Source organism: Pseudomonas sp. 2VD, from assembly GCF_005503585.1.
Lineage (GTDB): Bacteria > Pseudomonadota > Gammaproteobacteria > Pseudomonadales > Pseudomonadaceae > Pseudomonas > Pseudomonas aeruginosa.
This window is the reverse complement of record NZ_SCND01000004.1, coordinates 19,310-44,016: the sequence shown is the minus strand read 5'-3', so window position 1 is coordinate 44,016 and position 24,707 is coordinate 19,310. Positions and strand designations below refer to the sequence as shown.

16 protein-coding genes are annotated in these 24,707 nt (G+C 67.5%); 4 read left to right on the top strand and 12 right to left on the bottom strand.

Translation table 11 applies throughout. The features are described from left to right. Positions 1-125: 125 nt before the first annotated feature. From oprM to mexA, 3 genes are read right to left on the bottom strand one after another with little or no spacing between them, the layout of a single operon-like run. Positions 126-1,583: a multidrug efflux RND transporter outer membrane channel subunit OprM gene (gene oprM / locus FFS27_RS01000; protein WP_003084633.1), complete on the bottom strand. Its 1,458-nt coding sequence runs from the start codon at positions 1,581-1,583 to the stop codon at positions 126-128. A 1-nt stretch (position 1,584) separates the two neighbouring features. Beyond that, on the bottom strand, positions 1,585-4,725 hold the full coding sequence (mexB, locus tag FFS27_RS00995; protein WP_003109724.1) for a multidrug efflux RND transporter permease subunit MexB: 3,141 nt from the start codon (positions 4,723-4,725) through the stop codon (positions 1,585-1,587). Positions 4,726-4,740: 15 nt separating this feature from the next. Beyond that, the gene (gene mexA, locus FFS27_RS00990; protein WP_003118819.1) at positions 4,741-5,892 is read right to left on the bottom strand and encodes a multidrug efflux RND transporter periplasmic adaptor subunit MexA; all 1,152 of its coding nucleotides are present in this window, start codon (positions 5,890-5,892) and stop codon (positions 4,741-4,743) included. A gap of 274 nt (positions 5,893-6,166) precedes the next feature. On the opposite strand from mexA, the gene mexR reads away from it, so the two are divergent. Further along, positions 6,167-6,610, top strand: coding sequence for a MarR family transcriptional repressor MexR (gene mexR, locus FFS27_RS00985; RefSeq protein WP_004365054.1), 444 nt, complete (start codon positions 6,167-6,169; stop codon positions 6,608-6,610). Between the two features lie 68 nt (positions 6,611-6,678). Here the strand turns inward: mexR and FFS27_RS00980 are convergent, their stop codons facing one another. From FFS27_RS00980 to FFS27_RS00970, 3 genes are all read right to left on the bottom strand, one after another. Further along, positions 6,679-7,254 carry a YceI family protein gene (locus FFS27_RS00980; RefSeq protein WP_003084626.1) on the bottom strand — a complete coding sequence of 192 codons (576 nt, stop codon included), beginning with the start codon at positions 7,252-7,254 and terminating at the stop codon, positions 6,679-6,681. Positions 7,255-7,265: 11 nt separating this feature from the next. Then, complete coding sequence (locus FFS27_RS00975) at positions 7,266-7,835, bottom strand: cytochrome b (RefSeq protein WP_021263111.1); 570 nt, start codon at positions 7,833-7,835, stop codon at positions 7,266-7,268. A gap of 180 nt (positions 7,836-8,015) precedes the next feature. Then, on the bottom strand, positions 8,016-9,506 hold the full coding sequence (locus tag FFS27_RS00970) for a flavin monoamine oxidase family protein (RefSeq protein WP_021263112.1): 1,491 nt from the start codon (positions 9,504-9,506) through the stop codon (positions 8,016-8,018). 173 nt (positions 9,507-9,679) lie between these two features. Between FFS27_RS00970 and FFS27_RS00960 the strand changes: the two genes are divergently transcribed. The 3 genes from FFS27_RS00960 (at position 9,680) to FFS27_RS00950 (ending at position 13,348) form a co-directional block, all read left to right on the top strand. Continuing rightward, positions 9,680-11,083, top strand: a complete 1,404-nt coding sequence (locus FFS27_RS00960; protein WP_023100752.1) for an adenosylmethionine--8-amino-7-oxononanoate transaminase — start codon at positions 9,680-9,682, stop codon at positions 11,081-11,083. A gap of 92 nt (positions 11,084-11,175) precedes the next feature. Continuing rightward, on the top strand, positions 11,176-11,898 hold the full coding sequence (locus FFS27_RS00955) for a 16S rRNA (uracil(1498)-N(3))-methyltransferase (RefSeq protein ID WP_019484394.1): 723 nt from the start codon (positions 11,176-11,178) through the stop codon (positions 11,896-11,898). A gap of 34 nt (positions 11,899-11,932) precedes the next feature. Next, positions 11,933-13,348 (top strand): hypothetical protein, encoded by a 1,416-nt coding sequence (locus FFS27_RS00950; RefSeq protein WP_137951910.1) that lies wholly within the window; start codon positions 11,933-11,935, stop codon positions 13,346-13,348. 7 nt (positions 13,349-13,355) lie between these two features. On the opposite strand, the gene FFS27_RS00945 is transcribed toward FFS27_RS00950, so the two are convergent. The 6 genes from FFS27_RS00945 to pilK all read right to left on the bottom strand — a co-directional run bounded on the left by FFS27_RS00945 (position 13,356) and on the right by pilK (position 24,690). After that, positions 13,356-13,967 (bottom strand): LysE family translocator, encoded by a 612-nt coding sequence (locus FFS27_RS00945; protein WP_003111540.1) that lies wholly within the window; start codon positions 13,965-13,967, stop codon positions 13,356-13,358. Between the two features lie 76 nt (positions 13,968-14,043). After that, the gene (locus FFS27_RS00940; RefSeq protein WP_003111539.1) at positions 14,044-14,838 is read right to left on the bottom strand and encodes an AraC family transcriptional regulator; all 795 of its coding nucleotides are present in this window, start codon (positions 14,836-14,838) and stop codon (positions 14,044-14,046) included. A gap of 7 nt (positions 14,839-14,845) precedes the next feature. After that, on the bottom strand, positions 14,846-15,352 hold the full coding sequence (locus tag FFS27_RS00935) for a chemotaxis protein CheW (RefSeq protein WP_003084602.1): 507 nt from the start codon (positions 15,350-15,352) through the stop codon (positions 14,846-14,848). Further along, positions 15,349-16,380: a chemotaxis protein CheB gene (locus tag FFS27_RS00930; RefSeq protein ID WP_003084598.1), complete on the bottom strand. Its 1,032-nt coding sequence runs from the start codon at positions 16,378-16,380 to the stop codon at positions 15,349-15,351. Before FFS27_RS00930 ends, FFS27_RS00935 begins: the two co-directional genes overlap by 4 nt. Beyond that, on the bottom strand, positions 16,373-23,803 hold the full coding sequence (gene chpA / locus FFS27_RS00925) for a chemotaxis signal transduction system protein ChpA (RefSeq protein WP_023100750.1): 7,431 nt from the start codon (positions 23,801-23,803) through the stop codon (positions 16,373-16,375). Before chpA ends, FFS27_RS00930 begins: the two co-directional genes overlap by 8 nt. A gap of 11 nt (positions 23,804-23,814) precedes the next feature. Then, complete coding sequence (pilK, locus tag FFS27_RS00920; protein ID WP_003084594.1) at positions 23,815-24,690, bottom strand: type 4 fimbrial methyltransferase PilK; 876 nt, start codon at positions 24,688-24,690, stop codon at positions 23,815-23,817. Between the last annotated feature and the right edge of the window lie 17 nt (positions 24,691-24,707).

Sequence of the window (24,707 nt, the reverse complement as noted above, 5' to 3'; positions counted from 1 at the left end):
CGCCCCGCACTGCTGACCCGCAACCGCTAAGGCCGAGCGGGTCCGTGACGCGGACCCGCCGACTTCCGCGAGGATAAAAAAACGCCGACCCTAGGGTCGGCGTTCTTGCATGGCGCGGAAGGCGATCAGGCCTGCGGATCTTCCTTCTTCGCGGTCTGCTGCTGGGTCACGGTCTGCTGGTTCCAGCCGCCGCCGAGGGCCTTGTACAGGTTGACCTCGCTGGTCAGCTGGTTGAGGCGGTCGGTGATCAGTTGCTGCTGCGCGGTGAACAGCGAGCGTTGCGCGTCGAGCAGGGTCAGGTAGTTGTCCACCCCCGTGCGGTAGCGCTTGTCGGCGAGCTGGTAGTACTCGTCGCTGGCCTTGACCAGATCGCGCTGTGCCTGCAACTGCTCGGTGAAGGTACCGCGCGCGGCCAGGCCGTCGGCGACTTCCTGGAAGGCGGTCTGGATCGCCTTCTCGTACTGCGCGACGTTGATGTCCTTCTGGATCTTCGCGTAGTCCAGGCTGGCACGCAGGCTGCCGGCGGTGAAGATCGGCAGGTTGATCGACGGCTGGAACAACCAGGAACCCGAACCGGCGTCGAACAGGCCGGACAGTTGGCGGCTCATGGTGCCGGCGTTGGCGGTCAGGCTGATGCTCGGGAAGAACGCCGCGCGCGCGGCGCCGATGCTGGCGTTGGCGGCCATGAGCTGGTGCTCGGCCTCGAGGATGTCCGGGCGCCGTTGCAGCAGGTCCGACGGCAGGCCCGCCGGCACTTCGGTCAGCAGGGTCTGGTCCAGGCCCAGGCCTTGCGGCAGGTTCGCCGGGATCCCGGAACCCAGCAGCAGGACCAGTGCATTCTGGTCCTGGGCTACCAGGCGGGTGTACTGCGCCAGGGTCGCGCGGGCGCCTTCCACGGCGGTCTGCGCCTGGCGCAGGTCGAGCGCGGAGGCGACGCCGACGTCGTAGCTGCGCTGGGTCAGGTCGAAACTCTTCTGGTAGGTGCCCAGGGTGTCCTTGGTCAGTTGCAACTGCGCCTGGTCGGCCTTCAGCGTCAGGTAGGCGGTCGCCACGCTGGCCACCAGGGTGGTCTGCGCGCTGCGCTGCGCCTGTTCGGTCGCCAGGTACTGCTCTAGGGCCTGGTCGCGCAGGCTGCGCAGGCGGCCGAAGAGATCGAGTTCCCAGGCGGTAGTGCCCAGGGTCACCCCGTACTGGCTGGAAATCGCCGGACTGCCGGTGGTCGACAGGTCGCCCGGCAAACGCTGGCGGGTGCCGCTACCGTCCACGCCGATCCGCGGGAACAGGTCGGCCCGCTGGATGCGGTACTGCGCCCGGAAGGCCTCGACGTTCAACGCGGCGACCCGCAGGTCGCGGTTGTTTTCCAGCGCCACGCCGATCAGTTGCTGCAACTGCGGGTCGCGGAAGAACTCGCGCCAGCCGATGTCGGCGGCCGGAACGGCCGCCGCGCCGGTGTTCTGCCCGTAGGCCTGCCCTTGCGGGTAGGCCGCGGCTACCGGCGCCTCGGGGCGCTGGTAGTCGGGAATCAGCGAGCAGCCGGACAGAACGACAGCGGCTACCGCCAGGGAAAGGAAGGACCTTTTCATATCATTGCCCCTTTTCGGCCTCAGCCTGCTGCTTGGACGCCTCGTCCTTGAACAGCGTGCTGACCGCCACGTAGAACAGCGGTACCCAGAAGATCGCCAGGACGGTCGCAGTGACCATGCCGCCGATCACGCCGGTACCGATCGCATGCTGGCTGCCCGAGCCGGCGCCGGTGGAGATCGCCAGCGGAACCACGCCGAGGATGAACGCCAGGGAGGTCATCACGATCGGCCGCAGACGCATGCGGCAGGCCTCGATGGCCGCCTCGACGATGCCCTTGCCCTGCTCGTGCAGCTCCTTGGCGAACTCCACGATGAGGATGGCGTTCTTCGCCGACAGGCCGATGGTCGTCAACAGGCCCACCTGGAAGAACACGTCGTTGGACAGGCCGCGCATGGACGTCGCCAGCAGCGCGCCGATCACGCCCAACGGCACCACCAGCATCACCGAGAACGGAATCGACCAGCTTTCGTACAGGGCCGCCAGGCAGAGGAACACCACCAGCAGCGACAGCGCATACAGCGCCGGCGCCTGCGAGCCGGACAAGCGCTCCTCGTAGGACAGGCCGGTCCAGGAGTAGCCAACGCCTTTCGGCAATTGCTTGACGATCTCCTCGACCGCCGCCATGGCGTCACCGGAACTCAGGCCGGGCGCCGGCTCGCCGAGGATCTCCATCGCCGGCACGCCATTGTAGCGCTCCAGCTTCGGCGAACCGTATTCCCACTTGCCGGTGGCGAAGGCGTTGAACGGCACCATCTCGCCCTTGTCGTTGCGCACGTACCACTTGCTCAGGTCGTCCGGGTTCATCCGCGCGTCCGGCCTGCCCTGCAGGTAGACCCGCTTGACCCGGCCACGGTCGATGAAGTCGTTGACGTAGCTGGAACCCCAGGCGATGGACACGGTGCTGTTGATGTCGGCGAGGGACACGCCGAGGGCGCTGGCCTTCTCGTCGTCGATCTCCAGCTTGTACTGCGGTTCGTCGCTCATGCCGTTGGGGCGCACGCGTTGCAGCGCCGGGTTCTGCGCGGCGAGCATGAGGAACTTGTTGCGCGCCTGGAGCAGGACCTCGTGGCCGACGCCCGCCTGGTCCTGGAGGAACAGGTCGAAGCCGGTGGCGTTACCCAGTTCCAGTACCGACGGCGGCGCGAAGGCGAACACCATCGCGTCCTTGAAGCTGAAGAAGTGCATCTGCGCGCGCTTGGCCAGCTCGAACACGCTGTTCTCACCACCGGGACGCTCTTCCCAGGGCTTGAGCATGATGAACGCCATGCCCGAACTCTGGCCGCGGCCGGCGAAGTTGAAGCCGGTCACGGTGAACACCGAGCTGACCGAAGAGCTTTCCTTCTCCAGCAGGTATTCGCGCATCGAGTCCACCACCACCTGGGTACGCTCGGCGCTGGAGCCCGGCGGGGTCTGTACCTGGGCGAACAGTACGCCCTGGTCCTCGTCGGGGAGGAACGCGGTGGGAATGCGGGTGAACATCCAGATCATCCCGGCCACGATCACCACGTAGATCAGCAGGTACGGCGCGCGATGCTTGAGGATCGACGCCACGCCACGCTCGTAGCCGTGGGTGGTGGAAAGGAACATCCGGTTGAACCAGCCGAAGAAGCCGCCCTTGTGCTCGCCATGGTCGCCTTTCTCGATCGGCTTGAGCATGGTCGCGCAGAGCGCCGGGGTGAGGATCAGCGCCACGATCACCGAGAGGGCCATGGCCGACACGATGGTGATGGAGAACTGCCGGTAGATCACCCCGGTGGAGCCGCCGAAGAACGCCATCGGCAGGAATACCGCCGAGAGCACCATGGCGATACCGACCAGCGCGCCCTGGATCTGGCCCATGGACTTGCGCGCCGCCTCCCTTGGCGACAGGCCTTCCTCGGCCATCACCCGCTCGACGTTCTCCACCACCACGATGGCGTCGTCCACCAGCAAGCCGATGGCCAGCACCATGCCGAACATGGTCAGGGTGTTGATCGAGAAGCCGAACGCGGCGAGCACGCCGAAGGTCCCCAGCAGCACCACCGGTACGGCGATGGTCGGGATCAGCGTGGCGCGGAAGTTCTGCAGGAACAGGTACATCACCAGGAACACGAGGAGGATCGCCTCGCCGAGGGTCTTCACTACCTCATGGATCGAGGCCGAGACCACCGGGGTGGTGTCGTACGGGTAGACCACCTTCATGCCCTGCGGCATGAACGGTTCCAGGTTGGCGATGGTCTGGCGGATCGCCTTGGCGGTATCCAGCGCGTTGGCGCCGGTGGCCAGCTTGATCGCGATACCGGACGCCGGGCTGCCGTTGAACTGCGCGTTGATGCTGTAGTCCTGGCCGCCCAGGCCGACATCGGCGACGTCCTTCAGGCGCACCTGGGAACCGTCGGGATTGACCTTGAGCAGGATGTTCTCGAATTGCTCCGCGGTCTGCAGGCGGGTCTTGCCGATGATGGTGGCGTTGAGCTGCTGGCCCTTGACCGCCGGCAAGCCGCCGAGCTGGCCGGAGGAAATCTGCACGTTCTGCGCCTGGATCGCGCTGCTCACGTCGCCGGGGGTCAGCTGGTAGCTGTTCAGCTTGGCCGGGTCGAGCCAGATGCGCATCGAGTACTGCGAGCCGAACACCTGGAAGTCACCGACGCCCTTGGTCCGCGAGAGCGGGTCCTGGATGTTGGAAACGATGTAGTTCGACAGGTCTTCCTTGGTCATGCTGCCGTCGGTGGAAACCACACCGACCACCATGAGGAAGTTCTTCACCGCCTTGGTCACCCGGATCCCCTGGCGCTGCACTTCCTGCGGCAGCAGCGGGGTGGCCAGTTGCAGCTTGTTCTGCACCTGAACCTGGGCGATGTCGGGGTCGGTGCCCTGTTCGAAGGTCACGGTGATGGTCATGCTGCCGTCGGAGTTACTCTCCGAGGAGATGTAGCGCAGATTGTCGATCCCGTTCATCTGCTGTTCGATCACCTGGACCACGGTGTCCTGCACCGTCTCGGCCGAGGCGCCCGGGTAGCTCACCTGCACGGCGATGGCCGGCGGGGCGATGGCCGGGTACTGGTTGACCGGCAGACTGAGGATCGACAGGCCGCCCGCGAGCATGATCACCAAGGCGATCACCCACGCGAAAATGGGCCTATCAATGAAAAACTTCGACATTACGAATCCCCTTGATCAGCCCTTGCTGTCGGTTTTCGCCGGAGCGGCGTCGGCCTTCTGCGCGGACGCGACATTCTTCGCCGGCACGGTCTTCACCTCGACACCCGGCTGCACGAACTGCAGGCCTTCGGTAATGATCTTGTCGCCGGCGTTCAGGCCTTCGGTAACCAACCACTTGTCGCCGATCACCCGGTCGGCCTTGATCACCCGCAGCTCGACCTTGTTCTGCGCGTTCACCACCAGCGCGGTAGCCTGGCCCTTGAGGTCGCGGGTCACGCCTTGCTGCGGAGCGAGGATGGCCTTCTGCTTGACGCCTTCCTGCAACTGCGCGTGAACGAACATGCCGGGCAGCAGCTCGTTGTTCGGGTTGGGGAACACGGCGCGGATGGTGACCGAGCCGGTGCCTTCGTCGACGGAAACCTCGGAGAATTCGAGGCGGCCTTCCAGCGGGTATTGGCTACCGTCCTCCAGCTTCAGGGAGACCTTCGCAGCGTTGTCGCCGGCGCGCTCCAACTGGCCGCTGGCCAGTTCGCGGCGCAGGCGCAGCAGGGCGGTGGACGGCTGGGTGACGTCGACGTAGATCGGGTCGAGCTGTTGCACGGTGGCCATCGCGTTGGCCTGGCCGTTGGTCACCAGGGCGCCTTCGGTCACCGCGGAACGGCCGATGCGGCCGGAGATCGGCGACAGCACCTTGGTGTAGCGCAGGTTGATCCGCGCCTGTTCCACCGCCGCCTTGGACTGCAGGTAGGCGGCATTGGCGTCGGCGTACTGCTGCTTGCTCACGGCCTGGTCGGCGACCAGCAGCTTGTAGCGCTGGGCCTGCTCCTGGGTCGAGGCCAGGTTGGCCTGGGCGCTCTGGTAGTCGGCCTCGTAGGTGGCGGGGTCGATCTGGTAGAGCTGCTGCCCGGCCTTGACGTCGCTGCCTTCCTTGAACAGGCGCTTGAGGATGATGCCGTTCACCTGGGGACGCACCTCGGCGATGCGGAACGCATTGGTCCGGCCCGGCAGCTCGGTATTCAGGGTCACCGTCTGCGCTTCCAGGGTCACGATTCCGACCTCCGGCGTTTGCGCCGGCGGCGGCGCCTCGCTTTTTCCGCACCCGGAAAGGGCCGAAATCGCGACCAGCAGGGCCGGAACCAGTACACGCATGGCTGGCGTTCGTTGCATAGCGTTGTCCTCATGAGCGAAAGCGGCCGATGCAGCGTGAAGGCGCTGCACCGGCTCGAAGAAGGCAGGCAAAATACTTACATTCATAGGTGTTTGTAAACGTCCGAAAGCCTCGCGTGAAAACACCTGAAACGTTTTAGCTCGATGGCCGGTTATCCACCCGGCGCCATGGCCCATATTCAGAACCTGAAACAAGGTTGATAAGGTCAACTAAAATAAGCAAAATAGTTGACTGGATCAACCACATTTACATTAGGTTTACTCGGCCAGACCAATGAACTACCCCGTGAATCCCGACCTGATGCCCGCGCTGATGGCGGTCTTCCAGCATGTGCGGACGCGCATCCAGAGCGAGCTCGATTGCCAGCGACTCGACCTGACCCCGCCCGACGTCCATGTATTGAAGCTTATCGACGAACAACGCGGGCTGAACCTGCAGGATCTGGGACGCCAGATGTGCCGCGACAAGGCACTGATCACCCGGAAGATCCGCGAGCTGGAGGGAAGAAACCTGGTCCGCCGCGAGCGCAACCCCAGTGACCAGCGCAGCTTCCAGCTCTTCCTCACCGACGAGGGGCTGGCCATCCACCAGCATGCGGAAGCCATCATGTCACGCGTGCATGACGAGTTGTTTGCCCCGCTCACCCCGGAGGAACAAGCCACCCTGGTGCATCTCCTCGACCAATGCCTGGCCGCGCAACCGCTTGAGGATATTTAAGAACATTCTTTTCGAAGCACAATGAAAAACGCCGGCGATCGCCGGCGTTTTTCGTTTCAGGTATCCGCTTACTGGCGAATGCCTTCGACGGAGAGCAGCAGCTCGACTTCCTGGGATGCCGGGCCGAGGTCCATCTTGATGCCGAAGTCTTTCAGCTTCAGGGTGGCGCTGCCTTCGAAGCCGGCACGGTAGCCGCCCCACGGGTCGTCGCCCTGGCCGATCAGCTTGGCCTTGATGGTGACCGGCTTGGTCACGCCGTTCAGGGTCAGGTTGCCGGTGATGTCGGCGCTGTCGCCGTTGGCCTTCACTTCGGTGGATTCGAAGGTAGCGGTCGGGTTCTTGCTGACGTTGAGGAAATCACCGCTGCGCAGGTGCTTGTCACGCTCGGCATGGTTGGTGTCCACGCTGTTGGTGTTGATGGTCACCTTGACCTTGTCGGCCGACGGGTTCTTCTCGTCGAAGGTGAAGCTGCCGTCGAAGTCGTTGAAGCGGCCGTACAGCCAGCTATAGCCCAGGTGCTTGATGCGGAACTCGATGAAGGCGTGCTGGCCTTCCTTGTCGATCTTGTAGTCCGCGGCCATTGCCTGGCCGGCGGTGAACAGTGCGGAGCCGAGCGCCAGCGCGGCAAGGGTCTTCTTCAGCATGGACATTCTCCTTAACGTGGTTGTTGATCATTCGACGAGCGACCGAGCATGCGCTTTAGGGTCGGGTCGCGGTCGACGAAGTGATGCTTGAGGGCGGCCAGGGCATGGAGGACGGCGAAGACCACCAGCGCCCAGGCCAGGTAGAGATGGATTTCACCCGCGACGTCCACCTGGTCGGGCAGCCCGCTGAGGGTCGCCGGCACGGAGAACCAGCCGAATACGCTGATCGGTTCGCCGTCGGCGGTGGAAATCAGGTAGCCCGCGACGATCACCGCCAGCAGCAGCCCGTACAGCGCGAGGTGGCCGAGCTTGCTCGCTACCCGCGTGAGCGGACCGTGGTTGACCGGCGCCGGCGGCGGCGGGCTGACGAAACGCCAGACGATCCGCACCAGCAGGGCGATGGCCAGCAGGATGCCGATGCTTTTATGCAGCGCCGGCGCGGGGTGGTACCAGGGGTCGTAATAGCTCAGTTCGCGCATCCACAGGCCCAGGCCGAACAGGCCGAAGACCACCAGCGCGCTGCCCCAGTGCAGGAACAGGCTGAATACGCCGTAACGGGATGAGGTATTGCGCCACTGCATGAAAAACTTCCTTGAAAAGCGAAGCCTCAAGACTAGCGGCAAATCCATCGAGTTAAAGCAGAAAATTCTGCTTTGAAACATCGATTCACAAGATAGGTTCGCAGGCTAAGAAAAAACCCTGGATTGCGCTGCGAACCGGGAAGCGCAAGGCGCCGGAGCTTCCGGCGCCGGCGAAGGGAATCAATCGAACAGGCGGGTGAACCAGGCGAACGGGTTCTTCTTCTCGCCGCCGGTCGTCGGTGCGGCTACCTTCTCGGCCTTCGCCACCATCGGCGCGCCCTCGATCACCGGAGTCTTGCCGGCGTACAGGTCGCGCACCTGGCTGGCGGCGCGCTTGCCGCTGCGCAGCGCCCCCTCGATGGTGCCGGGGTACAGCGCATCGGTGTGCTCGCCGGCGAAGGCGACCCGCGACAGCGGCTGTTCCCAGATCCGCCAGAAGCGCGTCACCTGGCCCGGACCGTAGGCCAGGTAGGAACCGCCGGTGCCCGGGTCGGCGCTGTAGCGACGAATTTCGTAGCCGGCGAAGGCACCGCGCATCTTCGGATAGAACTTGTTCATGCGGATCAGCACCTGGTCGACCATCTGCCGGTCGCCGAAAGCCTGCAGCACGCGGGCGTTGTCGCCGGACAGGTTGATCAGCACGTTGGCGCCGCCTTTCAGCGCCGGCTCGACCCAGATCATGCCCAGGCCCTGGTCGCTGAAGATCTCGCCGGAGAGGCGCGACTTGTCGTCCCACACCGGGCGCTTGAACTTCAGCAGGATCTGGTCGCGCCAGCCATAGTTGGTGCCCTTCAGCGCGGACATCTGGGTACCGCTCAGGGACGGGGTCATCTGGATCTGGCCGAGCGCCTTCAGCGGCACGGCGAGAACCACGTAGTCGGCCTTGTAGGTCTCGCTGCCGGCCTTGACGGCGACGCCGTCCTTGGCCTGGACGATGCTCGACACCTTGGACTTGGTCTTGATCGTCTTGATCTGCTTGACGAAGGCTTCCGCCAGCACCTGGCTGCCGCCGGGCAGGCGCGCCGCGCGCAGGTCGCGGTCATCGACGCCACGGTAGGCGCGGCCCTGCTGGGCGAGGTAGAGCAGCGACAGGCGCGACGGTTCGTCGTAGCGCGAGCGGATACGCTGGTTGACCAGCAGGCGCGCGGTCGGCGACAGGTTCAGCTTGTCCAGCCAGCGCGCGGCGTTCATCTGGTCGAGGGCGAACAGGGTATTGCTCGAGGCGGGGTTGAGCGGATCGGAGATCGATGCCGAGAGATCGTCCAGGGTCGACTCGAAGCGCTTGAGGTCGGCGGCGACGTTCGGCTGCTTGAGCGCGAGATCGCTGCTGCTGTAGTACAGGCCGTCGATCAGGTAGCTGGGGGTGCGGACGAAGTCCGGCGCCGGCACCGGCTTCAGCTTGAAGGTGTCCAGGTAGGCATTGAGCGTGGGCTGGACCTTCTGGTTGCCGACCCATTCGCTGGTGGCCAGGCCGGAACGCCCGCCCACCTGCGGCCGCGCCTCGAGCACCGTGACCTGCCAGCCGTTCTTCTGCAATTCGTAGGCCGCGCTCAGGCCTGCCAGGCCCGCGCCGACGACGATCGCCGTAGGCTGTTTATCCTTGCCCAGCGCCACCGCGCTGAACACCCCCAACATGAGAAACGCCGCGGCGCGCAGCCACCTTAACGACATACCGGACTCCCCAGGAAAAAAGCAAAGACGCAACGGCGCGCAGCATACGCCAGAGCCGTTTGGGCCACCATAGGAGTCCGTCGGCGGCTGCTGTCGGATGTGTCCCAACCCACCGGGTTGTTCATCTCACCCCCATTGCATAGGCTTTGCCGATCGATCCGAGGAGACAGCCCATGGGCCTTAACGCCGACTGGATGCAGCGCGACCTGAACGTACTCTGGCATCCCTGTACCCAGATGAAAGACCACGAACGCCTGCCGGTGATCCCGATCCGCCGCGGCGAAGGCGTCTGGCTGGAGGATTTCGAAGGCAAGCGCTACATCGACGCGGTCAGTTCCTGGTGGGTCAATGTGTTCGGCCACGCCAACCCGCGCATCAACCAGCGCATCAAGGACCAGGTCGACCAGTTGGAGCACGTGATCCTCGCCGGATTCAGCCACCAGCCGGTGATCGAGCTGTCGGAGCGACTGGTGAAGATCACCCCGCCGGGGCTCGACCGGGTGTTCTACGCCGACAGCGGCTCGGCGGGCATCGAGGTCGCGCTGAAGATGAGCTACCACTTCTGGCTCAATAGCGGCAGGCCGCGCAAGAAGCGCTTCGTCACCCTGACCAACAGCTACCACGGCGAAACCATCGCGGCGATGTCGGTGGGCGACGTGGCGCTGTTCACCGAAACCTACAAGTCGCTGCTGCTGGACACCATCAAGGTGCCCAGCCCGGACTGCTTCCTGCGTCCGGACGGCATGTGCTGGGAAGAACATTCGCGGAACATGTTCGCCCACATGGAGCGCACCCTGGCCGAAGGGCACGACGAGATCGCCGCGGTCATCGTCGAACCGCTGATCCAGGGCGCCGGCGGCATGCGCATGTACCATCCGGTCTACCTCAAGCTGCTGCGCGAAGCCTGCGACCGCTATGGCGTGCACCTGATCCACGACGAGATCGCGGTGGGCTTCGGCCGCACCGGGACGATGTTCGCCTGCGAGCAGGCCGGCATCGCCCCGGATTTCCTCTGCCTGTCCAAGGCCCTCACCGGCGGCTACCTGCCGATGTCCGCGGTGCTGACTAGCGAGACCATCTACCGGGGCTTCTACGACGACTACCAGACCCTGCGCGCCTTCCTCCACTCGCACACCTATACCGGCAACCCGCTGGCCTGCGCCGCCGCCCTGGCGACCCTGGAGATCTTCGAGGAAGACAAGGTGATCGAGGCCAACCGCGCGCTGTCCACCCACATGGCCAGGGCCACCGCGCACCTGGCCGACCACCCGCATGTCGCCGAGGTGCGCCAGACCGGGATGGTCCTGGCCATCGAAATGGTCCAGGACAAGGCGTCCAGGACGCCCTACCCCTGGCAGGAGCGCCGCGGCCTGAAGGTCTTCCAGCATGGCCTGGAGCGCGGCGCGCTGCTGCGCCCGCTGGGCAGCGTGGTGTATTTCCTGCCGCCCTACGTGATTACCCCGGAGCAGATCGACTTCCTCGCCGAGGTGGCCAGCGAAGGCATCGACATCGCCACCCGCGACGCGGTCAGCGTGGCGGTCAGCGACTTCCACCCGGACCACCGCGATCCGGGCTGAACGTCGCCGCCCCTTCGTCCCGAGGGGGCCGGTTCCAGCGCCCCGCGGCAGGCAGTAAACTGCGCGCCTGTCGCCACTACCCTCGAATCGCCATGCGCCTGTCCCGCTTCTTCGTCGACCAGCCTCTCGCCCTCGGCCAGCACGACCTGCCCGAGACCCAGGCCCACTACATCGGCCGCGTGCTGCGGCACGCCACGGGCGACGCCGTGCAACTGTTCGACGGCAGCGGCCGGGAATACCTCGGCGAGCTGGTCGAGGTCGGCAAGAAGAATGTCCGCGTCGAACTCCGCGAGCAGTTCGCCGGCCAGCCCGACTCGCCCCTGCGTATCCACCTGGGGCAAGGCCTGTCGCGCGGCGAGCGGATGGACTGGGCGATCCAGAAGGCCACCGAGCTGGGGGTGGCGGAAATCACCCCGATCGTCAGCGAGCGTTGCGAAGTGCGCCTAAAGGACGAGCGCGCCGACAAGCGCCTGCAACACTGGCGCCAGGTGGCGATCAGCGCCTGCGAGCAGTGCGGCCGTTCGAGCCTGCCGCTGATCCATTCGCCGCTGGCCCTGGAGGACTGGCTGCGCGGGCGGGACGATGACCTCAGGCTGGTCCTGCACCCAGTAGCCGCCCCCCTGGCCAGCCATGCGCCGCCGTCGCGCCTGGCCTTCCTGGTGGGTCCCGAAGGCGGCCTGAGCGATGCCGAGGTGGAGCAGGCGCAGGCGGCCGGTTTCCACGCCGCGCGCCTCGGCCCGCGAGTGCTGCGCACCGAGACCGCGCCGGTGGTAGCGTTGGCGGTGGCCCAGCAACTCTGGGGCGACTTCGCCTGATATTTCTCCCGCCGCTTTACAACGGCGACAGCCAGTGAATACCGTTGCGCAACCCACTTCGCAACGGATCGCACGCATGGACACGCCCGTTACCTTCGATTGGAAGATCCGCCTGCCCGACGTGCTCGGCGTACTCCGCCGAGACTATGCCGGACGCTTCCCGCAGTTGGCCTCCGCCGCACTGGAGACGCTGCTGGAGCGCCTGCGCGACGACCTTCCCGAGGATTTCCTGCCAGCCCTCGGCCAGGAGCTGGAATCCCTGGGACTGGCGTTGGTGGAACGCCTGGACGAAGACGACAGCCTGAACCTGTATGTGGTCGGCGCCACCCACAGCCGGCGCCTCTTCGATGCGCTCGCAGCGCAGGGCCACAACGCCCGCACGCTGCGCCAGGAAGACGTCCCCGAGGGCGCCCGGGCGGCCCTCCCCGCCGCCGCGCCGGCCGGCCTGGCGCCGGCTTCGGCCTACATCTGCCTCGAACACGCCGAGCACCTGGCGCCCGGCCTGGCCATCGCCCGCCTGCCGGGCGAGGACAGCCGCAACCTGCTGGACCTGCGCCAATGGCCCAGGCTGCAACGCCTGCCCGATGGCGCGGAGGAAACCCAGGGCGCGTTGCTCTGCCGGGCCAGTTCGGCGGACGGCCTGCACGCCTGGGTCAGGATGACCCGTTCGGGAAGCCCCTACGCCTGGCTGCATCGCTCCCGCGACCTCGCCTCGTTGACGCCCGAACTACCGCCCTTGCCGCTGCCGCCGGCGCAGTCGTTGCGCCAACGCCGCACCCCGGAACTTGCCATCGGCCTGGCCGGGGACGACCTGCTCCTGGCCGACCGCGGCCTGTTCTTCCTCTATCCGGGCTTCGCCCAGGGCAACGATGAACCGCGGTTGCTCTTCGAGGTGCCGCAAGCGCGGCGCTCCATCGAGAATCCGCCGGCGGTCTTCACCACTCCGGACCAGCGCGTCTGCCTGCTCTCCCGCGGGCAGTTCTTCGAATGGCGCGAGGCACGCATCCAGCCCCTGCCGTTCCCCGTCGGCAAGGATCTGCCCGCCGATCCGGCGCAACCGACCTCGGCGGCGCCCGGGACCATCGTCTGGCTGGAGCGTGAAACGCTCTGCGAAGCCCGGCTCGACAGCGGCGAGATCCGCAGCCACTCGCTGGACGGCCTGGCCGAAGGTCCCTACCTGAAGCTCCAGGCCCTGGACGGAGGCTGGCTGCTCCTAGCACCGTGGCTGGAACCGCATCGCTCGCGGGACCTCGCCCAGCTCTGGCACCTCGAATCCGGCCGGGCGCTGCGCATCCGCTACGGCGAACTGGACCTGGAGGGCGGACTACAGCACTGGGCGGAGCTGCCCGACGGCCGGATCGTCATCGGCGACCATGCCCGGCATGTCGACCTCGGCAGGTTCGAAAGCCTGCGCCAACGCCTGCTGCGGCGGCGCCTGGCGCCGGCCTGAGGCGCGGCTACAGCCCGCGCAGCGCCAGTCCTGCCAGGCCGAGCAGGAGCACGCCGCAACCGGCGTAGCTGACGCGGTGCCAGAACAGCGAGGTGTTGCGCCGCAGCCAGTCCACCAGCGCCGCGCAGCAAAAGCACCAGATCAGCGACGAGAGCATGAAACCGGCGAAGAACACCAGCGACTGCGCCTGGTTCGGCGTGCCGTCGACGATCCCCGCCAGGGCGCTGCCGAGGGCGCCCCAATAGACCACGTTCTTCGGGTTGGACAGGGAGATCGCCGCGCCGGCGCCGAAGGCGTTGCGCCCCTGCTCGCCGGCATCCTCCGCCGCCAGCGGCGGACGCCAGGCGTCGCGCAAGCCTTGTACGCCGAGCCAGGCCAGGTAGGCGGCACAGGCCAGGGTCAGGGGAATCCGCACCTGTTCGTAGCCCAGCAGCAGTGCCAGCCCGGTGAGCCCGAGCAGGGCCCAGACGGCATCGCCGATCAGCGACCCCAGTTGCACCAGCAACGCCGGGCGGAAGCCGCCGGTCAAACCACGGCGCAGCGTTTCGCTGAACACCGCGCCAGGAGAAACATTGAAGGCGAAACCGAACAGCAAGGCGGCGAGGAAGATGGCGAGCATGGGACGACGACTCCGTGGGTGGGTCGTCGGATTATCCCGGCCGGCAGCGAAGCGGACTTGAACCGGATTGCGCAGTTCAGCCGCGCACAGCGCGCTGGTAGCGGCCCGGCGAAATGCCGTAGGCGCTGGTGAAGTAACGGGTCAGGTGGCTCTGGTCGGCGAAGCCCAGGGCGTGGGCCACCTCGCCCACCGCCAGGCCACGGCGCAACAGGCCGAGGGCGCGGCGGGTGCGCAGTTGCATGCTCCACTGGCGCGGGCTGAGCCCGGTGGCCTTCTTGAACGCCCGCAGCAGGTGGTATTTCGACAGGCCCACCTGCTCCGCCATCCCATCCAGGTCCGGCGGCTCGGCCAGGCGCTCGGCGAGCAGCGCCTGCAGGCGGGCGACAGCCGGGCGCCCAGGATCGGCCCTCTGCGGCAGGCGGGTGCCGCTCGCCGCCAGCAGGCGGCCAAGGAACTCCAGCAGGCGCTCCTCGCCCCGTTCGCGGGCGAAGCGGTCGCTGGCCAGCAAGGCTTCGATGCTAGCGGCCAACTCGCGGCCCAGCGCCGGACTGCGCAGCAGCGGGCGGTCGAACTCGACGGAGGAAAGATCCAGGCTGCTCGCCAGTTCGGCGGCAGGCAGATAGAGGCTGGCGAAGCGCCAGGGCTGGCCGTCGCGGACGCCGCCGCCCTGGATCTGCCCCGGGTTGTAGAGGGTCAGGTCGCCGCTGTCGGCCTGGAAGGTACGGCCATCCAGCCAGACATCTTCCAATCCGCAGAGGTTGGCGCTGATGACGAACTCGTCGTGGCTGTGCTTCTCGAAGCGGTGCCCGGCCAGGCTGGCGCTGGCGACCTCGAGGGAGGCGCCGATCCGCGCGTGTTGCAGGCCGGCCATGGACGGCTTAGATCAGGCCGGCGTCGGCGAGCTTCTCTTCGAGCCCGGCCAGGTCCGGAATCCGCGCGGTTTCGCCGCCGATGTCCACCGCCGCCAGTTCCAGCGCTGCCAGCGGCGCGGCGGTGCTCGCGAGATTGGCGTCCAGCCGCACCGAGCGCGGAATGCCCTGCACCAGCAGGGCGAGGAATTTCACATGGGGTCGTCCGCCGAGGGCGTTGATGACCACCACCCGCGCGCTGCTGCCGAGTACCGGCTGCTGTTCGCCGCTGGAGGCCGCCTCGAAGGACAGCAGCGGCAGGCGCAGGTCGCGCCAGGCCACCTGGCCCAGGTACCACTGCGGCACGCCGGCGGCGACCTGCGGGTTGCGATAGGCGATCAGTTCGGCCACGGCGACGTTGGGCAACAGCAGGGTGCGGTCGCTCAGCGGCAGGAGCAGCCCGGTGAGGCTGTCCGGGGTCGGGTTGGCTGGGGTGTTCCGGCTCATGCCATCCTGCTCGATCACGGCCTGGTTCATGTTTCGACTCCTGTCGGCGCGCAGCGTGCGGCCAGATGCTTGACCAATGCCTCGGCCAGTTCGCGGGGGCTGGCATTGAAACTGCTGTAACCGGCTTCGCGCAAGCTGTCCGGCATGCTCGAACAGACGCAACTGTCGGCGCGCTGGGTCCATACCTCGCCACCCTGGCGCCGCACGTAGGCGGCAGCGGCGCTGCCGTCGCTACCCATGCCGCTGAAGACGATCACCCCGCAGTCGGGCCCGAACTGCTGGGCCAGGTTGAGCATCATCTGGTCGATGGACGGGGTGTAGGGTTCCGGCCAGGGACGCTGGCTGCATTTCAGCCGCCCGTCGTGGTGGAAACCGAGTTCGTGCAGCACCGGCACCACCATGACCTCGCCGCAACGCAGCGCTTCGCCGTCGCGGACGTTCTTCACATGCCACTGGCTGTGCCGGCCGACTGCCTGCGGCAGGTTCTGCTCGAAGCTGGCGTCGATGTGCTGGGCATAGAGGAAGCCGATCGGCAGGCCGCCGGGCAAGGCGTCGAGAAATGCCTTCACCGCCGCCGGGCCGCCGAGCGAGGCCGCCAGCAGCCACACCTCGCGGGCCGCTTCGCCGGCCTGCAGCGGCATCGCCGCGAGGTCGCCGGGAATCTCCAGGCGCGGCGGACGCTCCTCGTCGAGCAATGCGCCGAGGCTGTCGCCAACGCCATCGCTGGGGTCGCCGATCAAGCGCTTCAGCTTGCCGATCAGCCGCCGCTCCCAGCGCGGGTAATGTTCGGTATGCCGCTCCGGCGCGTGGCCCTCGCCGAACAGCACCGGCGCACGGTCCTGCTCCAGCAGGCTGTCCAGCAGCGGCGAGTCGTCCTGCTGGGTCAGGTCCACCAGCCACAGGTCGGGCGCGCACTCCAGCGCGGCGTCGTCGACCCTGGCTGGGTCGGCGTTGAGCACCACCTCGTAGCCATGGCCGAGCAGCGCCTGTTGCAACACGTGGCGCTGCAACGAAGTGTCGGCGATCACCGCGACCCGTGGCGTGGCGCGCTCACTCATGCTGGCCGACCAGGGACTGGATGGCTTCGAGCAGCTCGGTTTCCTGGTAAGGCTTGCCGAGGTACTGGTTGACGCCGATGCCCAGCGCGCGCTCGCGGTGTTTCTCGCCGGTCCGCGAGGTGATCATGATGATCGGCAGGTTGCCCAGGCGCTCGTCGTGGCGCACCAGGGTGGCGACCTCGAAACCGTCCATGCGCGGCATCTCGATGTCCAGCAGGAGGATGTCCGGACGGTGCTCCTGGAGCTGGGCGATGGCGTCCACGCCGTCCTTCGCGGTCAGCACGTTCATGCCGTTGCGCTCCAGCAGGCGGGTGGTGACCTTGCGCACGGTGACCGAGTCGTCCACCACCATGACCAGCGGCGGCCGCTGCTGCTCGCTTTCGCTCGCCGCCATTTCCTGGCGCAGCGCCAGGCGTTCGCGACGGTTTTCCTGGCCGAGCAGCGCGTGCCGGGAGCGGATGGTCGCCAGCAGGTCGAGGATCACCACCACCCGGCCATCGCCGAGCAGGGTCGCCCCGGAAATCCCGGCGACCCCGGCGAACTGCGGTCCGAGGCTCTTCACCACGATCTCGCGGGAACCGGCCAGCGAGTCGACCTGCACCGCCACCGCATGCTCCGAGGAGCGCACCAGGATCACCGGCAAGGGCAGCGACTGGCCGACCAGCTTGGGTTCCTGGCCGTTGTTCAGCAGCTCGCCGAGGTACTTCAGTTCGTAGGACTGCCCGGCGTATTCGAAGCTGGGCGTATCCAGCCCCGCCTCGCCGCGCTGGTCGTAGAGCGCCTCCAGTTCGTAGGGCGAAACCCGCACGATGCCCTCGATGGTGTTCAGCGGCACCGCGTAGAGATCCTCGCCGGATAGCACCATCAGCGCCCGGTTCACCGACACGGTGAACGGCAGCCGCACGTTGAAGCGGGTGCCCTGGCCCGGCTCGGTCTGGATGCTCACCGAGCCGCCGAGCTGCTTGACCTCGGAGTTGGCCACGTCGAGGCCGACGCCGCGCCCGGAGATCTGGGTGACCTTTTCGGCGGTGGAGAAACCGGACTCGAGCACGAACTGCAGCACTTCATGATCGCTGAGGTCGCTGTCGGCGCTCATCAGGCCACGCTCGATGGCCTTGCGCCGTACCGCGTCGAGGCGGATGCCGGCGCCGTCGTCGGAGAGGGTGAGGAGGATGTCGCCGCCCTCGCGGCCGATGTTCAGGCGGATCGTACCGTGCTCCGGCTTGCCCGCCGCGCGGCGCGTCTCGCCGGACTCGATGCCGTGGTCCACGGCGTTGCGCAGCATGTGCTCCAGCGGCGCGACGATACGTTCGAGAACGGTACGATCCATCTCGCCGTCGGCGTTGCCGACCACGAACTCGACCTGCTTGCCGAGTTCGCCGGCCACCTGCCGGACGATCCGCCGCAAACGCGGTACCAGCCGATCGAACGGCACCATGCGGGTGCGCATCAGGCCTTCCTGGAGTTCGGTGTTGACCCGCGCCTGTTGCAGCAGCAGGGTCTCCGCGTCGCGGTTCTTCGCCGCCAGGGTTTCCTTCAGGTCGAGAAGGTCGGAGGCCGATTCGAAGAGTGCGCGCGAGAGCTGCTGCAACTGCGAATAGCGGTCCATTTCCAGCGGGTCGAATTCTTCGTAGCCGGCGCGTTCGGCATCGGCCTGGTGACGCGAGAGGATCTGCGCCTGGGTCTCGGTGTCGAGGCGGCGCAACTGGTCGCGCACCCGCTCGATGGTGGACTCCATCTCGCCGAGGGTGAAGCCGACGTCGCTCACCTGCTGCTCGACCCGGCCGCGGAAGATCGAGGTCTCGCCCGCCAGGTTGACCAGGTTCTCCAGCAGTTCCGCCGGCACCTTCACCAGTTCCTGCGGGGCACGCCGGGAAGCGGCCTCCTGGGCCGCCTCCTGGGCCTTGCGCACGAACGGCAGGGTGGTGGCCGGGGCGGCCGGAGGCGCCGCCTCGGCCGCCATGATCGCGCCGGCCGCCGGGGCCAGGCGGGTCAGCTCGGCCAGCGCGGAGGCCACCGCGCGGTCGGTATCGTCGGCCTGGACCAACGCCTGGGCGGGCTCGGGCCGTTCACCGGCCTCGTCGTCCTCGGCCAGCCGCTCGCGCAACAGGTCGACCTGCCGCTGCAGGCCTTCCAGCCCCGACTGCGCATCCAGCAGCAGGCTGTCCGGCCACGGCGCGCCCTGTTGCTGCGCATCGGTGAGATGCTGCTCGAGGTCGTGGGCCAGGTTGCCCAGCTCGGTCTGCCCGGCCAGGCGCGCGCCGCCCTTGAGGGTGTGCAGGATCCGCAGCAGGTCGTCCAGCGGCTGGGCGTCGCCGTTGCCGCCGTCCCAGCGGCCGAGCGCCAGTTCGAGGTTCTCCAGCAGGTCGTCGGCTTCCTCGAGGAAGATGTCGAGGATCTCGCTCTCGTCGGCCGCCGCACCCTTCGCCGCCAGCGGCTTGAGGCTGACGCTGGTGGGTACGCTCAGTTGCTCGTCGGGATCGCTGCGCAGGCGCCTGATCTCCGCGATCAGCGCCTGCCCGTCAGGCAGCGTGCGATGGCCACGCACCGCCTCGAGCATCTCGGCCAGCTCGTCGTGGCAGCGCTGCAGCAGGCCGAACAAGGCCGGGCTGGCGCGCAGGCGTCCGCCGCAGAGGCCTTCGTAGAGGAATTCAAGCTCATGGGCGAGGTCGCCGATCTCGCCGATCTCGGCCATCCGCGCACCGCCCTTGAGGGTATGCAGGTCGCGCTGCAAGGCTTCCAGTTCGATGGTGTTGTCGACGTCGTCGATCCAGCGCTGCAACGCGGCGGCAGCGCTGTCGAGGATATCGAAGCCTTCCTCGAGGAAGATCTCCACCAGTTCGGGATCGCGCTCTTCGAACGCCTCCGCAGCGGGCGGCTGCGTCGCGGCAGGCGCGGCGGGCTCCTCGACGGCCGGTGCAACGAGTTCCTCGACGGGGCTTTCCGCCTCGCCCGGTGTCGCGGCCTCGGCCAGCGGGCCCTGGCGGAACCGGCGGATCGACTGGATCAGGTCGTGCGGGTCGGCCAGGGGCTGGCCGGCGCTCAACTGGTCGAGCTGTTCGGCCAGGCGATCGTGACAGGCTTGCAGCAATCCGGCCAGTTGCGGGGAGTGCTGGTAACGGCGGTCGACCAGTCCTTCGTAGAGGGCCTCCAGCTCGTGGGCCAGGTCGCCGATCTCGGCGATCTCGGCCATCCGTGCGCCGCCCTTGAGGGTGTGCAGGTCGCGCTGCAGGGCGCTGAGCGAAGACAGCGCGCCCGGCTCGGCCTGCCATTGGGCCAGTGCCTGGCCGGCGCTTTCGAGGATGTCCACCGCCTCTTCGAGGAAGATCGACACCATTTCCTCGTCCAGCTCGCGGCCGGGAGCCGGTGCAGGCGCTGCCGGTACGGTCTCCTCGGCAGGCGTCCCGGCCTCTTCGAAGACCGCCTCGGGGAGGGCCAGCTCTTCGTCTTCCGGGGGGAAATCGTCGGCGCCGAGGCTCTCCGGGTCGATGAACGGAACGGCCTCGGCGGCGGGCGCTTCCAACAGTTCCTGCAGGGCCGCGACCCGCTCCGGACGCGGCGTGACCTGCAGGCCGGCGGCGACCTGGTCCATCATCCCGATCAGCGCCTCATGGGCCTGGCGGGCTTCCTCGAAGAACGCCGGGCTGACCGCCAGGCGGCCTTCCTCGACGGCATCGTAGAGTGCCAGCAAGGCCTGGCAGAGTTCTTCCACCTGTGGCAGCTCGGCATGCCGGGCGCCCTGGTCCAGAGCGCTGAGTTCCTCGCGCAGCGCGCTCAGCTCCTGGCGCTCCTGCGGATGCTCGTGCCAGCGCTCGAGCAGGTCCTCGGCGTCCAGCAGGATGTCCATGCCTTCGACGAGGAACGCCTCGATCAGCAACGGATCGCGGCGCTCGCCGGCATCGCTGTAGCGCTCGGCCTCGAGCGAGGCGATGCGCTCCTGGTGCAGTGCCTCGATACGCTCCAGCAACGCGTCGCTGCCGGGGATCGGGTTCAACGGCCGGTGCGCACCGACCTGTTCCAGGCCGATGCGGAACAGTTGCTCGGCGTCGTGCAGCAACTCGGCTTCGCGCAGGTCGAAGGCGAGCAGGTTGGACTTGTATTCCTTGACCAGTTTTTCCAGCGGCGTGGCGATCTCCGCGATCGGCAGGATGCCGGCCATGTGCGCGCTGCCCTTGAGGGTATGCAGGGCACGCTGCAAGGCATCGGTGACCGGCTGCGGCAGTTCGCGGGCGCAGTCGGCGAGGAAGCCGACCAGGGCCTCGAGATGGGTCTCCGCCTCGTTGGTGAAGATCTCCAGCAGTTGCGGATCGAGCAGTTCGACGTCGCTCTGCGCCTCGGCAGCGGCCTGCGGCGCGTCGGCCAATGGCGGCGCCTGGAAGCCGTTGTCCAGGCTCGACGGCTGCTCCGCCCCGGCTTCCGGCGGTACTCCGCCGTCGTCCGGCGCCGGCGGTTCCGGCAGCGGCTCGCCCTTGGCCAGGGCATGTGCGGTGGCCGCCAGCAGGTCGACATCGTCGCGCTGGCGCTGGGCATTGGCGGCGAACTCCTCGACCAGCTCAGGCAACAGGGCCACGACCTGGTCCACCACTCGCTGAACCGGCTCGCTGGCGGCGATGCTGCGATCGAGCACGCGGTTGAACAGGTTCTCTATCGACCAGGCCAGTTCGCCGATCACCAGGGCACGGACCATCCGTCCGCTGCCCTTGAGGGTATGGAAGGCACGGCGTACCTCGGTCAGCGCTTCGCGGTCGTCGTGGTCGGCTTTCCAGGCCGGCAGATAGCGGCCGAGGGTCTCCAGGACCTCGCCGGCCTCCTCGATGAAGACCTCGCGCAGTTCCTCGTCCACCGGTTCCTCGTCGGCCGGCGGCGGCAGCAGGCTGACCGGAACGTTCTGCGCCGGCGGGTTGATCGGCTGCACCGGCGCAGCCATCACCTCGGCCAGAGACAGGGCCGGCGCTGCGCTGGCGAGCGCCTCGGCGGCAGGCGGCGCCTCGGCCTCGGGCAATTGCACCTCGGGGAGATCGAGGTCGGAAAGATCCAGTTCCTCCAGGCTAGAGCCCTCCCAGGCGGACACCTCGCCCTCCGCCTCCGGCAAGGCTACATCCAGCGGCAGCGGATCGAGCGCATCGAGAACCAGCTCCTGTTCAGCGGAGCCGTCGAAAGGCTCCAGCGCCGGCAACGGCTCGAGGCTTTCCAGCGGCGCGTCGAAGGACAGCGCCGGCTCCTCCAGGCTCAGATCCAACGTCTCGTCGGCCTGCGCCGGCTGCGCCAGGTCATCGCCGAGCCCCCACTGCTCCGGCAGCGACCAGTCCGCCAGGGCCGCCGGCCCGGAGGCCGGGGCCGCATCGGCGGGCAGGTCGAGGCCGGAGAGATCGATCTCGTCGAGGCTGAAATCGTCCAGGCTGCGGGCAGGCGCCGGGGTCGACTGCGGCTGGCCGCTCTCCTCGACCACCTCCGGCAACGCCGGCGGCACTTCGGCGGAATCGTCCAGCGGCAGGTCCAGGGCCAGGTCGAGGGACGGCTCGCCGGCGTCGGGCGCGACTTCGCCAAGGGTCCAGTTGTCGTCGCTGGCCAGCAGCGGGGCATCTTCCCTCGCCGCCTCGGCAGGAGCCGTGTCGGCGGGCGGTTGCTCCGCTGTCTCGGCGACCTCGACGACCGCCTCCGGCCTCTCCGGCTCGGCAGCCGGGGACTCGATGGCAGCGGGCCCGGACAGGCCGGGCTCGGCCGGGGCCGACGAATTCGGTTTCAGCGTATAGCCGAGGTTCGCCAGGCTGTCCTCGGCGACGTCGAGGATCAGGTCGCTCTGGCTGGCATGGTCCTCGCTCAGGCGCTCCAGGTAATACTCGACGCTGGTGATGGCATCGGCCAGGGTATCCAGGCTCTGCCAGTCCGGCACCGCCTTGCGCGCCAGCAGCTGTTCCTGGATATAGCGGTTGCAGGTTTCCAGCAGGGTCGCGGCGCGCTCCAGCGGGATCATCGCCAGGCCGCCGCGGACTTGGGTCAGCAGCTCCGGCACGCGGGCCAGGTGCTCGTGGTTCCACTGCGAGGCGATGAACTCGATGATCGCGTCCTTGGCCTGCTCCAGACCGTTGCGCGCTTCCTTGATCACCAACTGGTGGATTTGCGCCACATCGGTGGTGGGCAGGCGGCTTTCCTCGCTGTTGCGCTCGTCGCCGGGACCGGCCATGCCGGCCAGGGTGGCCTCGACGTAGAGCAACGCGCCGGCGACGTCCATCAGGATCGCGTCGCTCGGCTCGCGGCGGCCCTGGGCCAGGGCGTGGATGACGTCCAACTGGTCGAGGATGACCTTGCGCGGTTGGCCGAAGCCGAGTACCGCCAGGGTATCGGCGATCTGCTTGAGCGGCGCCAGGAGGGCGTCCAGTTCCGAGGGGTGGCCACGGTCGCTGCGCACGAACAGGTCGAGGCTGTCCTTGATCCGCACCAGTTCCTCGCACAACGCACCGACCACCGAACGCATCGCGTCGCGGTCGGGTCCGGCGAGGCGGGCGCGCTCGGCATCCACCGTCTCGTGGTCGGGCAGCGCCTCGTCGAGGCGGTACTGTTCCTTCAGTGCGCGGATTCGCGGCGACTGCGAAGGCGCCTTGGCCACGTAGAACAGCAGGTTCTTCACCAGCTCGTCCGGCGCGGCCTGGTTCAGGCCGTCGGCGCCCTGCTCGACCAGGCGCTTGAGTTCGCGGTCGAGCTGGCGCAGCAGGGTGCGCACCGAGGCGCTGTTGACCACGCTACCGTTGGCCAGGCCCTCGACCAGGCCGGAAGCGATGCTCCACAGCGGCCCCAGCGGTGCCTCGCGGCACAGGCCCTCCAGGCGCGCATAGACACGCGCCAGGTAGCCGAGGCTGGTGGCCACGTCCTGGTTGCGCAGCAGGCCGACCAGGGCCATCTGCTGGGTCTGGCGCAGCTTGCGCAGCAAGCCGCCGAGTTCGTCGGTGCGCAGTTGCGCGATGGCCTCGCCGTCCAGTTGCGGCTGGCGCTGCGACAGGTCGGGCGCGAACAGGCTGGTTTCCGAGAGCAGCTTCTCGCCGCGCGCGGCGCGCAGGTCGTTGAGCAGCGGCAGGACCACCATCGGCAGGTCGCGCCGGGCGGTCTGGATCCGGTCGAGGTAGACCGGCAGTTGCAGGATCGCCTGCATCAGCACTTCCAGGGCCTCGCTCTGGTTCGGCACGCGACCGTCCAGCAAGGCCTGGACCAACTGCTCCATTTCCTCGGCGAGCAGGGCCGCGCCGTAGAACTCGACCATCTGCAGGGTGCCCTGCACCTGGTGCACGTAGGTCAGGCAGAACCGCATGCGGGTCGGGTCCTGCGGGTTCTCGACGAACGCTTCCAGCGCCTGGCGCGCCTGTTTCAGGGTTTCGGCGATCTCGCCTTTCACCCATTCCAGAGCGACGTAGTCGTGCCGGTCACCCATAGCCACTCCATTCATGTGCCTGAGTACCCCTTACGGGTAAAGGCCAGGACCCGCTCGTCGGCGACCGGCTCGAGCTCCGGATGGCTCCAGTCGACCACTTCGCCGACCCCGATCACCAGCAAGCCTCCCGGCGCCAGCCGTTCGGCCAACCGGTTGAGGATCTCGCGCCGTCGCCAGCGACGGAAGTAGATCAGCAGGTTCTGACAAAAAATCACGTCCATGCCGGACCAGGGCGCCTTCGCCAGGTCCAGCACATTCAGCCGGGCGCAGCAGACGCGCTCGGTCAGTATCGTTTTCACGCTGAAGCTGCCGTCGGCCTGGCGTTCGCAATAGCGTTCGACCAGTCCGGCCTCCAGTTGCTCCAGCTTGCGGGCCGGATAGTTCGCCTGCCGCGCCCGCTGCAGGGCGTGAAGGCTGATATCCGTCCCGGTGACGCCGAAAAAATCTTCCCGTTCCTGCCCGCGCAACGCCTGCGCGGCGCACATCGCCAGCGAGTAGGGTTCCTCGCCGCTGGAGCAGCCGACGCTCCACAGGGCCCAGGGCCGCGGCATGCCTTCGCGGCGCAGGCGCTCGCCCAGGTAGCGCTCGAGCAGCTCGAAAGACGGGGGATGACGGAAAAAACGGGTTTCCTGGACGGTCAGGCGGTCCAGCAGGGTCGCCCACTCCACTGCGCCACGCGGACCGTCGGTCACTTGGCGGTAGTAGCTGTGGTAGTCGCCGATGCCCAGTTCACGCATGCGCGCGGTCAGGCTGGCCTGCAGGAACGTCCGGCGCTGCTCGTTAAGCACCACGCCGGTGCGGTTCTCCAACAGGACCTGCCAGTCGCGGAACTCCGCTGCCGACATATCGGCCAGCGGCTGCAGTGACCAGACGCCGTTCGCCTGCATGCCGTGCCCCTCGTCCA

Bases quoted from the DNA above. Each gene is read 5' to 3' on its own strand.
- oprM (WP_003084633.1), bottom strand. From the start codon at position 1,583: ATGAAAAGGTCCTTCCTTTCCCTGGCGGTAGCCGCTGTCGTTCTGTCC.
- mexB (WP_003109724.1), bottom strand. From the start codon at position 4,725: ATGTCGAAGTTTTTCATTGATAGGCCCATTTTCGCGTGGGTGATCGCC.
- mexA (WP_003118819.1), bottom strand. From the start codon at position 5,892: ATGCAACGAACGCCAGCCATGCGTGTACTGGTTCCGGCCCTGCTGGTC.
- mexR (WP_004365054.1), top strand. From the start codon at position 6,167: ATGAACTACCCCGTGAATCCCGACCTGATGCCCGCGCTGATGGCGGTC.
- FFS27_RS00980 (WP_003084626.1), bottom strand. From the start codon at position 7,254: ATGCTGAAGAAGACCCTTGCCGCGCTGGCGCTCGGCTCCGCACTGTTC.
- FFS27_RS00975 (WP_021263111.1), bottom strand. From the start codon at position 7,835: ATGCAGTGGCGCAATACCTCATCCCGTTACGGCGTATTCAGCCTGTTC.
- FFS27_RS00970 (WP_021263112.1), bottom strand. From the start codon at position 9,506: ATGTCGTTAAGGTGGCTGCGCGCCGCGGCGTTTCTCATGTTGGGGGTG.
- FFS27_RS00960 (WP_023100752.1), top strand. From the start codon at position 9,680: ATGGGCCTTAACGCCGACTGGATGCAGCGCGACCTGAACGTACTCTGG.
- FFS27_RS00955 (WP_019484394.1), top strand. From the start codon at position 11,176: ATGCGCCTGTCCCGCTTCTTCGTCGACCAGCCTCTCGCCCTCGGCCAG.
- FFS27_RS00945 (WP_003111540.1), bottom strand. From the start codon at position 13,967: ATGCTCGCCATCTTCCTCGCCGCCTTGCTGTTCGGTTTCGCCTTCAAT.
- FFS27_RS00940 (WP_003111539.1), bottom strand. From the start codon at position 14,838: ATGGCCGGCCTGCAACACGCGCGGATCGGCGCCTCCCTCGAGGTCGCC.
- FFS27_RS00935 (WP_003084602.1), bottom strand. From the start codon at position 15,352: ATGAACCAGGCCGTGATCGAGCAGGATGGCATGAGCCGGAACACCCCA.
- FFS27_RS00930 (WP_003084598.1), bottom strand. From the start codon at position 16,380: ATGAGTGAGCGCGCCACGCCACGGGTCGCGGTGATCGCCGACACTTCG.
- chpA (WP_023100750.1), bottom strand. From the start codon at position 23,803: ATGGGTGACCGGCACGACTACGTCGCTCTGGAATGGGTGAAAGGCGAG.
- pilK (WP_003084594.1), bottom strand. From the start codon at position 24,690: ATGCAGGCGAACGGCGTCTGGTCACTGCAGCCGCTGGCCGATATGTCG.